The organism is Staphylococcus sp. FSL W8-0056, from assembly GCF_037963075.1.
GTDB classification, from domain to species: Bacteria; Bacillota; Bacilli; order Staphylococcales; family Staphylococcaceae; genus Staphylococcus; species Staphylococcus aureus.
The window spans coordinates 465,997-480,358 of record NZ_CP150142.1 but is presented as its reverse complement, the minus strand read 5'-3'; the positions used below and the strand labels follow the sequence as shown (position 1 = coordinate 480,358).

General features: G+C 31.8%; 15 protein-coding genes. 8 read left to right on the top strand and 7 right to left on the bottom strand.

Annotated features, from left to right (window positions below; genetic code table 11):
- Window positions 1-13 precede the first annotated feature (13 nt).
- From NSS86_RS02425 to fakB1, 3 genes are all read right to left on the bottom strand, one after another.
- Window positions 14-688, bottom strand: coding sequence for a ComF family protein (locus NSS86_RS02425; protein WP_001057965.1), 675 nt, complete (start codon window positions 686-688; stop codon window positions 14-16).
- Entirely contained in the window at window positions 681-1,763 is a 1,083-nt protein-coding gene (locus NSS86_RS02420) for a DEAD/DEAH box helicase (RefSeq protein ID WP_001557172.1), read from the bottom strand. Before NSS86_RS02420 ends, NSS86_RS02425 begins: the two co-directional genes overlap by 8 nt.
- Before the next feature lie 363 nt (window positions 1,764-2,126).
- Window positions 2,127-2,993 (bottom strand): fatty acid kinase binding subunit FakB1, encoded by an 867-nt coding sequence (gene fakB1, locus NSS86_RS02415; RefSeq protein WP_000686344.1) that lies wholly within the window; start codon window positions 2,991-2,993, stop codon window positions 2,127-2,129.
- Window positions 2,994-3,136: 143 nt separating this feature from the next.
- On the opposite strand from fakB1, the gene NSS86_RS02410 reads away from it, so the two are divergent.
- On the top strand, window positions 3,137-3,778 hold the full coding sequence (locus NSS86_RS02410) for a YigZ family protein (protein ID WP_000192949.1): 642 nt from the start codon (window positions 3,137-3,139) through the stop codon (window positions 3,776-3,778).
- A gap of 164 nt (window positions 3,779-3,942) precedes the next feature.
- Here the strand turns inward: NSS86_RS02410 and NSS86_RS02405 are convergent, their stop codons facing one another.
- Window positions 3,943-4,998, bottom strand: a complete 1,056-nt coding sequence (locus NSS86_RS02405) for an MraY family glycosyltransferase (RefSeq protein WP_000258150.1) — start codon at window positions 4,996-4,998, stop codon at window positions 3,943-3,945.
- 317 nt (window positions 4,999-5,315) lie between these two features.
- Between NSS86_RS02405 and NSS86_RS02400 the strand changes: the two genes are divergently transcribed.
- From NSS86_RS02400 to pepT, 4 genes are all read left to right on the top strand, one after another.
- On the top strand, window positions 5,316-6,386 hold the full coding sequence (locus NSS86_RS02400) for a GGDEF domain-containing protein (protein WP_000460983.1): 1,071 nt from the start codon (window positions 5,316-5,318) through the stop codon (window positions 6,384-6,386).
- 195 nt (window positions 6,387-6,581) lie between these two features.
- On the top strand, window positions 6,582-7,343 hold the full coding sequence (locus tag NSS86_RS02395; RefSeq protein WP_001113406.1) for a threonine/serine exporter ThrE family protein: 762 nt from the start codon (window positions 6,582-6,584) through the stop codon (window positions 7,341-7,343).
- 17 nt (window positions 7,344-7,360) lie between these two features.
- Window positions 7,361-7,855 carry a threonine/serine exporter family protein gene (locus tag NSS86_RS02390; protein ID WP_000899890.1) on the top strand — a complete coding sequence of 165 codons (495 nt, stop codon included), beginning with the start codon at window positions 7,361-7,363 and terminating at the stop codon, window positions 7,853-7,855.
- A gap of 13 nt (window positions 7,856-7,868) precedes the next feature.
- Window positions 7,869-9,095, top strand: a complete 1,227-nt coding sequence (pepT, locus tag NSS86_RS02385; RefSeq protein WP_000795811.1) for a peptidase T — start codon at window positions 7,869-7,871, stop codon at window positions 9,093-9,095.
- 186 nt (window positions 9,096-9,281) lie between these two features.
- Here pepT and NSS86_RS02380 read toward each other — a convergent pair whose 3' ends face one another.
- The 3 genes from NSS86_RS02380 to NSS86_RS02370 all read right to left on the bottom strand — a co-directional run bounded on the left by NSS86_RS02380 (window position 9,282) and on the right by NSS86_RS02370 (window position 12,182).
- Window positions 9,282-10,406: a glycerate kinase gene (locus NSS86_RS02380; RefSeq protein ID WP_000866737.1), complete on the bottom strand. Its 1,125-nt coding sequence runs from the start codon at window positions 10,404-10,406 to the stop codon at window positions 9,282-9,284.
- Between the two features lie 423 nt (window positions 10,407-10,829).
- Entirely contained in the window at window positions 10,830-11,150 is a 321-nt protein-coding gene (ytxJ, locus tag NSS86_RS02375; RefSeq protein WP_000985617.1) for a bacillithiol system redox-active protein YtxJ, read from the bottom strand.
- Between the two features lie 153 nt (window positions 11,151-11,303).
- Window positions 11,304-12,182, bottom strand: a complete 879-nt coding sequence (locus NSS86_RS02370; protein ID WP_064126507.1) for an EMYY motif lipoprotein — start codon at window positions 12,180-12,182, stop codon at window positions 11,304-11,306.
- 119 nt (window positions 12,183-12,301) lie between these two features.
- On the opposite strand from NSS86_RS02370, the gene NSS86_RS02365 reads away from it, so the two are divergent.
- The 3 genes from NSS86_RS02365 to NSS86_RS02355 all read left to right on the top strand — a co-directional run bounded on the left by NSS86_RS02365 (window position 12,302) and on the right by NSS86_RS02355 (window position 14,202).
- Entirely contained in the window at window positions 12,302-12,820 is a 519-nt protein-coding gene (locus NSS86_RS02365; RefSeq protein WP_000287207.1) for a GrpB family protein, read from the top strand.
- A gap of 126 nt (window positions 12,821-12,946) precedes the next feature.
- On the top strand, window positions 12,947-13,870 hold the full coding sequence (gene murB / locus NSS86_RS02360) for a UDP-N-acetylmuramate dehydrogenase (protein ID WP_000608433.1): 924 nt from the start codon (window positions 12,947-12,949) through the stop codon (window positions 13,868-13,870).
- Between the two features lie 17 nt (window positions 13,871-13,887).
- Window positions 13,888-14,202, top strand: coding sequence for a CHY zinc finger protein (locus tag NSS86_RS02355; RefSeq protein WP_001127269.1), 315 nt, complete (start codon window positions 13,888-13,890; stop codon window positions 14,200-14,202).
- Window positions 14,203-14,362: the final 160 nt, after the last annotated feature.

Genomic DNA, 14,362 nt, shown 5'->3' with positions numbered 1-14,362 from the left:
TAACATTTTTACGCTATCGTGCAAACGCAAACACTTTGAATTTTCTGATATTTTTAGCATATAATTTACACCCTGCACGATGAATTGTTAATCCAGTTGTATAAATATCGTCAACGAGTAATATTTCCTTGCCATTTAAATCTAATTCCGTATCAATAATAAATGGATTTTCATCTGCCAGACGCTCTTTCTTAGTTAAATGAGACTGTTTTGGTCTATTTGACATCTTTAAAATCTTATCAAAGCGAATCCCTTTAGCTTTTAGTACTGCTTCTACCGGGTTAAATGTTCTAGATAAATCATGTGCCGGCGAAGAAGGAATTGGCACAATATAGTCATAAGATGTTTGTGGTATTTCAATCAAATGTGCCAATAATTCACATAAATAATAGTCTTTCAAAAATTTATACTGATGTATCATCTCTTTCATTAAACCGTCATATTGAAATTGACAATATAATTGTTCCATTAAATTAAAGTGTGCCGATAGAAACTTGCAGTCTAAACAATACGCTTCATCTTGATTTAAGTGTTTTAAGCACCTTGAACATCGCCTTGCTTTAATATCAAGTTTAATATTGTCCCAATTCTCTTTGCATCTGTCACATAATCTATTAGGTTTCTTGAACAAATTATAAATGGTTATATTTTCATATAACTTAGCACCACAACTCAAACAATTATTCATCAATCCAACCTCTTTTTAATGCTAATTTGTTCATCCTTTGAATCTCTTTTTTAGCTTGAATCATATTCATACTTACTCCTTCATGAAAAAACAATACTTTTCCAGCAGGACATTCTAATTTTCGTCCAACACGTCCAGCAATTTGTATTAAAGCCTCTTGAGTATATTGATGTGCATCGATAACAACAACATCCAAATTTGCCATTGTAAATCCACGTTCTAATATTGTCGTAGTAAAAATGACATCGAAATGTCCATTCCTTAATTGTTCAACTTTTTCAAAGCGAAAAACATCCTCGCTATGGACGTATGTTAATTTAGTAATTTTCTGCTTATAAACCGAAAATGTTTTAATCATTGTTTCTATATTGTTAAAAAACACCAGTGTATAACGTTGATTATTAATTTGATCTTGTAAAATTCGGTATAACATTTTCTGAATCTTATTATTATTAAGTTTGAAATAACGATATTTAGGAACTGGAAGTGATTTTTTATGAAAGCGAGCTGGCAATTTAATTATATTTTCGTGGGGAATCTCTGACAGAAGTTGTTTCGGTGGTGTTGCTGTCATATAAATCGTTGCATGTTCAACTTTAGAAGATGACTTCAATGCTTGTTGTAAACTTTTATCCATTGATAAAGGAAAGGCATCGACTTCATCAATAAAAATAGTATCAAAGTGCTGTTTGAATCGGTAAAGTTGATGTACTGTGCATACAACAAAATGCCCTTCAAATTGTTGACTTGATTGCTGGTGTAGTATGTCTATATCTTCATTAAGAAATGCGTCTTTAATACGTTTACTAATTTCTACAACAACATCTACACGCGGTGACACAATAGCTATATTATCTCCCTGTCGTCTTGCATATTGAATGCCTTGAAACATCATTTCTGTCTTACCTGCACCTGTTACGGCATATAACAAAATCGTTTGTCTCATTCTAATGGCTCGAACAATATGTTCTGAGGCATAAGACTGCTGTTCCGACAATTCAAATGAGAGATGATAATATGCTTGTGATGAACTTTGCGAACTCTCTGTTATTTTATATCTTGTTACATTATCCATTCGACCCAGTGATATACAATTTCTGCAATATACAATTTTCTTGGAATGTACTGAGGAATCATACTGATAAAAATGCTTTGGATTTGTACTTTCACATTGAACACAATAATAGTTTGAATTTTGTTTGATGACACCTGTTACTTCTTTTTTAATTTTTTCATTAGTAAGTGAAGTATGAGGATGAATTAATTTCCCGTAATGTTTAATGCTTAAAACCTCATTTCAACGTAAAAAAGAGCCTAATATTATAATGATTTTCTTATATCTTTAGCATTTTGACTTTCAAATGATGAACATTTAAAGCCATGTATACGAGAGATAATTTCCAATTACAATATAGACTCTTTTATTAAAATTTTATAATTATGTTAATCTTATTTTTCTGCCAACATAGCCTAAACCTAATCCACCAGAACCTAAATGTGCTGCAACAACTGGACCAAACTCAGAGTATGCTACTTGATAACCTGAAGGACAATCTTCTTGTAACTTTTTGTATAACGCTTGACCATCTTCAAAATGATCTCCATTTATGACAAATAAAGTTACTTCTTCAAAGTCTTTTACAATATCTAATACTTTCTTTTCTAATGTTTGAATGGCACGCTTTTTAGTACGAACTTTTTCTTCTGGTATAATCTTGCCATCTTCAAACTTAAGAACTGGCTTCATTTTCAATAATGTTCCAACCCATGCTTGAGCACCAGTAATTCGACCACTTTTTTGTAAATTCTTTAAGTCATCAACAATTAAATATGCACCTGTGTGCTCACGCATATTAGTTAAATCATCAATAATTTGCTGTGGTTCGTATCCTTCTTCAACCATTTCAATAGCACGTAATACATAACATCCTTCAATCATTGCTGCAAGCTTACTATCAAATGCATGTACATTAACACCTTCAACCATTTCCCCTGCTTGATAACTAGATTGATAACTTCCACTAATCCCACTGGATAAGCAAATGACAATGATATCTGTGTAACCCTGATCTCTTAGCATTTCATATTTAGTAATCCATTCGCCAATTGCTGGTTGGCTTGTTGTCGGAATCGTTTGAGACGATGCCATTTTATTATAAAATTCTTCAATTGCTATTTCATTACTTTCTGTAAAGTTCTTTCCATCATCAAAAGTCACACTTAATGGCGCTATTTGAATATTATATTTATCGATTAAGTCCTGCGACAGATAACTTGTAGAATCGGTCATCACAGCAATTTTCATAGTCGTCCTCCTAAAATATACTCATAGCAATGATACAATATTTCAGTTAAAAAGAAAATGGCAATCAAACGATTTATAGTCATGTCATTTTCAGTGTATAATGAAGATTAAATAATCTTAAGCTTATGAATTAAGGAGTTATTATGACACAAAATATCATTACTGTTAAAAAAGAACACATTATTGAAAATGTGATTAGTAAATCAAGATTCATTGCTCATATCAAACCTGTTCAAAATGAAGATGAAGCTAAAGCATTTATTGCTGCAATAAAAAAAGAACATAAAGATGCCACTCATAATTGTTCTGCATATACTATTGGACCTGAAATGAATATTCAAAAAGCGAATGATGATGGTGAACCGACAGGAACTGCCGGTGTCCCAATGTTAGACATATTAAAAAAGCTCGATGTTCATAATGCGTGTGTCGTAGTAACAAGATATTTTGGTGGTATTAAATTAGGTGGTGGCGGTTTAATTCGCGCCTATAGCGGTGCTGTTAGAGACGTCATTTATGATGTCGGGCGTGTCGAACTACGAGAAGCAGTACCATGTATAGTAACACTGAATTATGATCAAACTGGTAAATTTGAATATGAATTAGCTTCAACTCATTTTATGTTAAGAAACCAAACTTACACTGATAAGGTAAGCTACTATATCGATGTCGTTAAAAGTGACTATGAAGCGTTTATTAACTTTTTAAATCAAATGACTGCTGGAAATTTCGATTTGACTGAAGAAACTCCAAAGCAGTTACCTTTCGATATACCAACTGAATAAAAATAAAAACACTAGCTTAGGAGGGCTAACTCTAATTGCGTATTGTTACTTTGCAATTTGGAAAGCACGTTCCATGCTAGTGTTTTTTGTGAGTATGTCTTCCTTTATAACAACATAAAAGTACAGACATCATTTTTTTATTTTATTACTTACTGTTTTAAAATCTAATCTTCTTTGTGTGACGATTTCCGACTAATTAAATTTAATATTGGTCGGTAGTTGTTATCTATTAATCCTGTAAATTCAACAATTAATTCAATACTAAATATGATTAATACAAACATTAATACAACACCTAATGGTGGCGATACATACAAAATAATGCTCGAAAGACTAAATAAAATAGAGATTGAATAGATTAATAATACTGTTTGTCTATGTGTGTAGCCTAAAGCTAATAGTTTATGATGCAAATGCGATTTATCAGCTTGCATTATATGCTGCCCTTTTTTCACACGTCGAATCATTGCGAACAAAGTATCAATGAATGGAACTGCTAAGATAACAATTGGGAAGAACAATGCAATAATTGTAATATTTTTGAATCCGAGTAAAGAAAGGAATCCGATGATAAATCCAATCATTAAAGCCCCACTATCACCTAAAAATATTTTGGCAGGATGGAAATTGTAAAATAAAAACCCAATTAAAGAGCCTAATAAAACACAACAAATCATCGTTATGAAAATATTAGCTTGTAAAATTGCAATGAATCCTATTGTAATGAGTCCGATTGCAGAAACACCCGACGCCAAACCATCGAGTCCATCAATTAAGTTAATTGCATTTGTAATAGCAACAATCCAAATCACAGTAATTGGAATACTAAGAAATCCAAAATGAATCGTTGTACCCATTGGCAACGAAATAAAATCAATAGTCACACCATAAAAAGCAACTACTAAGGCAGCGGCAATTTGACCAGCCAATTTTATATACGGTTTCAAATCGTAGATATCATCTACAAGCCCAAGTACGTACATAATAATCGCACCAATAATAAGTGGTTTGATTTCTGTTTCAATAGGATGACCAATCCAAATACCTATTAAAAATGAAAAGAGAATCACTGTACCACCCATAACTGAAATAGGTTTAGTGTGTACTTTTCTAAAATTTGGTTTATCAACTAAATTTAATCTTTTCGATATTGCAATAACAATTGGTGTTATCGTCAAACTGACAATCATTGTTACTGCAACTAGTAATAATGTAACCATTTATTCACCTTCATCGATATTAATTGTTTTTAACGTTATATTTATTTAATATTGTCTTTATAGAATGATATATCTATTTTCTACGTATATCTTATAGCTTTATTATAAATTAATTCGCTCAATCAATGATATCATATTTACAACTATACGATTCATTTCTTATATATCGCCTATTATTCATTTTTTCATCATATCATTTAAGGCAACATTTTAACATCAAAGTCTATATCATACATTAATTTTATATGTAAACTAATGACAAATTGTAAGTTTTCACTTACAATAGCTAGTGGTCAATTAAAGGAGTCGATTCAGACATGTTCGAAGCATTTATATACAATATATCTGTTATAGTCGCTGGAATCTATTTATTCCATCGCTTACAGTATTCAGAAAACAAACGTATGGTTTTTTCTAAGGCTTATGTCACTGTTTTAATGACAATCGTATCATTATTATTATCTGTCTACCCTATCCCTTATCGTGAAGATTATTTAATTCACTTAACATTCGTTCCTTTATTGTTTTTAGGTAGATTTACAAATATGGTCTATACATTATCTGCCACAGTAATTGTAGCAATTGTTGAAATTGTAGTATTTAACAACTCGATTATGTACGGTGTTACGTTGATTGTTATTGCTGCAGTAACAAGTGCTATTGGACCATTTTTAAAACAAAATGATGTGCTATCATTATTAATACTTAATGTTGTTACAATAATCATTTTATTTGGTGTCGCGTTAGTGAGTCCTATTTATACACTATCGGAAGTTATCATTTTAATACCAATTTCATTAATTATCACTTTAGCTTCAGCGATAACATTTGTCGATATTTGGCATTTCTTCTCACTCGTAAATCGTTATGAAAACGAAGATAAATATGATTACTTAACAGGCTTAGGTAATGTAAAAGAATTTGATAGACATTTAAATGAAATTTCACGAAAAGCTGAAAAAGAACATCAAAGTATCGCTTTATTATTAATCGATATCGATGGATTTAAAGATGTCAATGATACCTACTCACACAAATCAGGTGATGCTGTATTAAAACAAATGTCTCAATTACTTAAAAACTATGTGCCGAATCAATTTAAAATTTTTAGAAATGGTGGCGAAGAGTTCTCAGTTGTCATTCACAATTATTCACTTGATCAAAGTGTTAAATTAGCTGAAAATATTCGTTCGGGTGTTGAAAAATCATCATTCCATTTACCAAACAAAGAAGTTATTAAATTGTCAGTGTCTATCGGTGTTGGTTATTTAACAGATGACGATCCAAAATCACAGCGTAAAGTGTTTAAAGATGCAGACGATATGGTGCATGTAGCCAAAAATCAAGGGCGAAACAAAGTAATGTTTAACCCTATTATCAATTTATAACAACGACAAAACTGTTAATCCTTTGCTATTATTAAATCATAGTATAATAGCAAAGATTAACAGTTTTTCTTATTTAAATTTGAACCATACAAGTTCATCATACTAACACAAAGTCTCACTATTGAAAGTTGTAACAACAAGTTGTAAACTTCAATTGTTCAAATAAATAACACATATCATTGGAGGTGAATTGATATGCCAGATTCAATCACAATTATAGATGAAAACAAAGTGATTGATGTTGTATTAATTGCAGGTAGAATTTTACTTGAATCAGGTGCTGAAACATATCGAGTTGAAGATACAATGAACCGTATCGCACATAGTTATGGTCTTCATAATACATATAGTTTTGTCAGTTCAACTGCAATTATTTTTTCATTAAACGATCGAACAAGTACAAGATTAATTCGTGTACAAGAGCGTACAACAGATTTAGAGAAAATCGCTTTAACGAATAGTCTTTCACGTAAAATATCAAATAAAGAACTCACAATTGATGAAGCTAAATCTGAATTTATTCATTTACAGCATGCATCATTACAATATTCTTTTTTAACGAATTTCTTTGCAGCTGCCATTGCATGTGGCTTCTTCCTATTTATGTTTGGTGGTGTCGCATCAGATTGTTGGATTGCAGTCATTGCTGGTGGATCCGCATTTTTAACATTCAGCTTTGTGCAACGCTATATACAAATTAAATTTTTCTCAGAGTTTGTTGCAGCTGCTGTGGTCATATCCATTGCAGCCACATTTACTAAATTAGGCATTGCAACCAATCAAGATATCATTACTATAGCCAGTGTCATGCCACTTGTCCCTGGTATATTAATTACCAATGCCATTCGAGATTTATTAGCGGGTGAATTACTTGCAGGTATGTCTCGAGGTGTTGAAGCTGCATTAACAGCATTCGCAATCGGTGCTGGTGTCGCAATCGTTTTATTAATCATTTAAGGAAGGACTGTTAAAGCATGCTATTTTATTTATTTCATTTTACAATCAGCTTTATATCAACAGTACTTTTCTCTATCATTTTCAATGCACCCAAACGCCTCTTAGTAGCATGTGGATTTGTAGGTGCCATTGCATGGACGATTTACCAATTAACGGTAGATTTAGAGTTTGGAAAAGTTGGCGCTTCATTTTTGGGAAGCTTAATTTTAGGCTTAATGAGTCATACTATGAGTCGCAGATATAAACGACCGGTAATTATATTCATAGTACCAGGCATTATACCATTAGTACCTGGTGGTGCAGCTTATCAAGCGACTCGTTTTTTAGTATCGAATGATTATACAAGTGCTGTAAATACATTTTTAGAAGTTACACTGATTTCAGGTGCGATTGCTTTCGGTATATTAGTTTCTGAAATTCTATATTACCTATACACACGTATCAAACAACTGTATGGTAAAATCAAAGGTAAGACATATAAAAAATCTTACAACATGAATAATAGAGTTTAAGGGGTCGAATATAATGAAGAACCAATTGATAGATAGATTAACAAGATATACGACAATTGATACGCAATCTGATCCAAAATCTACAACAACACCTTCAACTGAAAAGCAATGGGATTTGTTACATTTATTAGAAAAAGAATTACAACAATTAGGATTGCCAACTGATTTAGATGAAAATGGCTACTTATTTGCTACATTAGAAAGTAACATCGATGCCGACGTCCCAACAGTTGGATTTTTGGCGCATGTTGATACATCACCTGATTTCAATGCTTCAAATGTTAAACCGCAAATTATTGAAAACTATGATGGTAAGCCATACAAACTAGGCAATACTAAACGTGTCTTAGATCCTAAAGTATTTCCAGAACTTAACAGTTTAGTTGGTCATACATTAATGGTAACTGATGGTACATCGTTACTAGGTGCAGACGATAAAGCGGGTATTGTGGAAATTATGGAAGCTATTTGTTATTTACAAGAACATCCAGAAATTAAACATGGTACCATTCGCATTGGATTTACACCAGACGAAGAAATCGGTCGTGGTCCACATAAATTTGATGTTGACCGCTTCAATGCTGATTTTGCTTATACTATGGATGGTAGTCAATATGGAGAATTACAATATGAAAGCTTTAACGCTGCTGAAGCGGTTATTACATGCCACGGTGTAAATGTTCATCCTGGTTCAGCTAAAAATGCAATGGTAAACGCAATACGTTTAGGTGAACAATTCGATAGTTTGCTACCTGATAGTGAAGTTCCGGAGCGAACAGAAGGATACGAAGGCTTTTATCACTTAATGAACTTTGAAGGAACTGTTGAAAAAGCAACTTTGCAATACATTATTCGTGATCATGATAAAAAACAATTCGAATTGCGTAAGAAACGTATTTTAGAAATACGTGACGATATCAATGCCCATTTTGAAAATTATCCAGTTAAAGTTGATATATCGGATCAATATTTCAATATGGCAGAAAAAATATTACCATTGCCTCATATTATTGATATACCTAAACGTGTCTTTGCCAAATTAGATATTCCAGCAAACACTGAACCTATTCGTGGTGGTACAGATGGTTCACAATTGTCATTTATGGGGTTACCAACTCCAAACATCTTTACAGGTTGCGGTAACTTCCACGGCCCATATGAATATGCATCCATTGATGTTATGGAAAAAGCAGTACAAGTAATCATTGGAATTGTAGAAGATATCGCTGAAAATCACTAAAAACAAACGATTATATACTAGTTCAACTCAGGCTTAATTAATAAAAAAATCACGCTAACATTCAGTGCAATGATAGCGTGATTTTTCATATTTTTTACGTATACTTTCGATCTTCTAATTCGTTTTGCTAACCATCATAAATGTTATTAACCATCATGACAGCATCATCAATTTAGTCCTTCTTTACTAAACCTCAACATTAAAATGTGTTTTCAACAGTTTTAAAGACTGAACCGTATAATGCCTAATTTGTAATCCCATTTTAAAGTCAGTATAAGTTTCTGGCATATCGATAAATGTATTAAACATTGCTGTAACCCCTTGTGATTCAAATAAATCAAACTTTTCAGCAGTTGCACAAATTGCAATGGCAACCTTTTGATGTTTATGACAAAGTTCTGCAATACGCAATGTTGTCGTTTCTAGCAACTGATCATTTTCATTTAATCCTTCTCCAAAAATAATTAAATCCGCTTGTTCAACTAAATTTTCTAAATGTGTTAGTTGGTCTACTAATGCATGACTGGTTAATATTTCAGCTTGATACAGTCCATTCAAGACTGCTGCAATTCCACCACCAGCACCACCACGTTCAACTGGACCAATTGCAATTTTCAATTCACTTTTAAATAACTCACTAAAATACCAAATTAAATTATCGATTTCTGCTGCTTGATTATGATGCAACTGATGCGCATCATAAGTTTGCATGATTTCACTTTGCTTACCATATAATCGACTTGAAAAATCCGACATTACTTGAATTCTTGCTGTTTCCATTTTAGGGTGTAAGTTCGACATATCCATACGACGAATATATTTAATTACACCAGCACCTTGTCTCATATCTACGACACGCCCTTCGTCATCATAGAATTGAGCACCTAATGCTTGTAACATACCTGCACCAGCATCAAAACTATCAATCCCACCTAGTGAAATTACAACATGTTTTGCGTCATTATCTAATGCATGTTTAATCATTTCTCCTAAACCATAACTTGTTCGTTCAACAATTGGTTTTTTACCTTTTAAAAATAAATTCCCCTCGATAACGGTCATCCCTGTATCAGTTTGTCCGTAAACACCTTCAACTTCATTCATATCTGCATCATGTACTGGTATACGATACTTTTGCCCAGATTGCCATAAAAATACAGAATCTAATAATTCATGTCTTCCATTAAACAATGGTACTTGAACTACATCTGCAGTTTCAATTTGGCTTGCAACTGCCTCTTCAACATATCTATTAGCTTGATAACTCGAAATAATTCCATGAAACTCATCCATGGCTACTAATACTTTCATAACCTTGACCACCTTACTTTATTATTTGTTGTGATACGTTTTTTATTCATAAAAGATTAATCTTAAATTTTAGATTTTATCTCGTGATTATATGCGAACATTTAACATGACATGATTATTAATTATTCCAGTAAATAACAGTATGCTTCTTTTGGTTTATCATATATTTCCTATTAAACTAACTTACAAATCATGTTTAAATTTTCTTATTGGATTCGTCGTTTTCCAAAATATTTTCAATAAAAATACTCGAATACATTATACATATGTTTGTAAAAAAGTACTAACTTAACTGCTTCTAAAGGTGACATAAAATAAAAGGTCAGAACATCATTATAGCCAAACTACTCTGATTCACACGAATTTAAGTTGTGCTATTCACGTCTAGTAGTGTAAGGCAAAATGTTCCAACCTATAGTTTCATTATTCTTCTGCTTGTGCTAATGACGACACATTGATATCACCGTGGTCTCGATTCCAAACCATTTCACCATTTACAAAATAAAATGCTTGAGGTGATTCATGTTTAACGTTCGTTTTTTTAGCAATATAATCTGACAAATCGCGTTCTTGTTGGACAATCAAATAATAACCGTCCATATCGCGTTCATATAAAAATTTATTAAATTGATCGTACGCATTTGCCGATATTGGACAAGTTTCACTATGTTTTAATACAAAAACATATTTATTTTCCTCAATAACCTGTTCAAATTGGTCAATTGAACTTAGCTTTATAGCCACTCTATTCACCTCTAAAAATATTTATCACATTTAAATAGCATCTGCGTGACATTTTTATACATATAGTTAATATCAATGTTTACCATTATACACATAGTAAGTTGACATGTTAACCATAAATTCAAAATTTTTAACTTTGAAAAATGATTATAGTTATTTTTCTTCTAATTTTTCAAGCTTTTTTTCAAAGGCTTTATCGCCGTGAGTTATATCTATACCCTTTTTCGGCAACTTATCTACATCGACTTTTGATAACTTCTCACTAACCTTTATTGTTTCAATACGTGTATTATAATAGTTCTGCAGACTGTAATACATTTCTATTGCGTTTTTCCTTGCATTATTAACATGCTTATCACTAATATTAGTTTGGTTAATATCGGTAATTTGTTTTTCAATCATTGGCATAATGTGATTTTTAATCGCGCCTTTTACTTCATTTTCTTTACTATCATCTAGGTTCTTCTTCGCAGTATCTCTTAACGCTTTATTATTATGTTCTAATTTTGTCGTAAGATTAGTTGCTTCACTTTTATTATCAGCTAATTTAATTTCTGATTCAACTTTGTATCTATTTTTTTCAAATTGTTTCGTATAATCTAAAATGTCTTCGTTATACTTGATAGATTGATTACATAAACCTATGAATTTTTTTAATTGATATATCGCATCCTTCTTCTCATTTGCAAGCGTCATATATTCTTTTTTTAATTTCTTAACTTTCATTGTATCATCAGGCAAATTTTTTGCTGACTTATAATATGCTTCAAATTTAGGTATGAGATGGTTTTTAACATCTTCTTGTAGTGCCTTAAATTCTTTACTATTTTTATCAGTTGTATCAGTTTTACTTAGATGATCAATTTCTTTCAAATGTATATTATCCATGACATGTTGTAATTCTTTTTGTTTTTGCTCAACATCTTTAAATTGCTTAGTAAATTGATGTTGTGCCTCTTTTTCTTTATTACCACAAGCACTTATTACTACAAATAAAATCGCTAAAACAGCGATAATAACATTTTTTTTCATGATTGCACTCCTTAACAGATTCATTATACAAAAACATGTTTATTATGAAAATGAATTATGTTATAGTATTCCAGACTTTATCGTGATTAAATTAATTTTCAATATCAAAGGAGTTTATCATGTATTCAAATGTTCAACCATTCATTAATAGTGATTTAACTAATTGTTTTCAATCACAATACACTGAAATTGAATCATTATTATTCAACCTCTTAGACAGCCCAGTAAAATATACAAAACATATTGGCGGTACGCATCATTTTAAATATTCAACAGAGCCAATTTTAGATATTTTAGTAGGTGTAGAAAATTTGCATGATATTACATCCTTAGATGAAAAACGCTTAAATTATGTAGGGTTTTATCGTTTGCATCATAAATATACTAAGAAAGTTATGATGGCGAAGTTTAACAATTTTCATGAACTAAAACAACAGGTGCGTCTACATATCATTCAAATGAATACCCAAACATTTGAATCTTATCTTGCACTTGATTACCTCTTATCAACTAATGATGATATTGCTTTGCAATTCAATACAAAAAAGCACCAAATATTGCAACATAGCTTAACAATTAGACAATATGAGATGCAAAAGCAACAATACTTTGAAAAACTATGTAAAAAATACTTATAACGACAATAATGCCGTATTTTATAATTATACTAATTCTAATACTTTCTTTTCAATTTTCGCAAATGAATTTTAAAATTGGTATAATACTATATGATATTAAAGACATGAGAAAGGATGTACTGAGAAGTGATAAATAAAGACATCTATCAAGCTTTACAACAACTTATCCCAAATGAAAAAATTAAAGTTGATGAACCTTTAAAACGATACACTTATACTAAAACAGGTGGTAATGCCGACTTTTATATTACCCCTACTAAAAATGAAGAAGTACAAGCAGTTGTTAAATATGCCTATCAAAATGAGATTCCTGTTACATATTTAGGAAATGGCTCAAATATTATTATCCGTGAAGGTGGTATTCGCGGCATTGTAATTAGTTTATTATCACTAGATCATATCGATGTATCTGATGATGCGATAATAGCCGGTAGCGGCGCTGCAATTATTGATGTCTCACGTGTTGCTCGTGATTACGCACTTACTGGCCTTGAATTTGCATGTGGTATTCCAGGTTCAATTGGTGGTGCAGTGTATATGAATGCTGGCGCTTATGGTGGCGAAGTTAAAGATTGTATAGACTATGCGCTTTGCGTAAACGAACAAGGCTCGTTAATTAAACTTACAACAAAAGAATTAGAGTTAGATTATCGTAATAGCATTATTCAAAAAGAACACTTAGTTGTATTAGAAGCTGCATTTACTTTAGCTCCTGGTAAAATGACTGAAATACAAGCTAAAATGGATGATTTAACAGAACGTAGAGAATCTAAACAACCTTTAGAGTATCCTTCATGTGGTAGTGTATTCCAAAGACCGCCTGGTCATTTTGCAGGTAAATTGATACAAGATTCTAATTTGCAAGGTCACCGTATTGGCGGCGTTGAAGTTTCAACCAAACACGCTGGTTTTATGGTAAATGTAGACAATGGAACTGCTACAGATTATGAAAACCTTATTCATTATGTACAAAAGACCGTCAAAGAAAAATTTGGCATTGAATTAAATCGTGAAGTTCGCATTATTGGTGAACATCCAAAGGAATCGTAAGTTAAGGAGCTTTGTCTATGCCTAAAGTTTATGGTTCATTAATCGATACTGAAACACGCTGTCGCCATTATTTTACCGAAGAAGATATTATTGCTATTAAATTTAAATGTTGTAATAAATACTATCCATGCTATAAGTGCCATAATGAGTTTGAAAAGCACGCCATTAAGCGTTGGTCTGAGCCTTCATTTAACGAAAAAGCAATCTTATGCGGTGTATGCAAACACGAATTAACAATCAATGAATATATGATGGTAGAGCGTTGTCCAAATTGCCAATCTCGGTTTAACAATCGCTGTAAATATCACTATCATATTTATTTTGAAATTTAAACAACATAGTCAAAACATTATAGGGAGTGGGTCAGACATGATAAAGCACCACTTCTGTAGAATTCCTTTTTGAAATTCTCTATGTTTGGGCCCCGCCAACTTGCATTGTCAGTAGAAATTGAAAATCAAATTTCTCTATGTTTGGAGCCCACTGGTATTG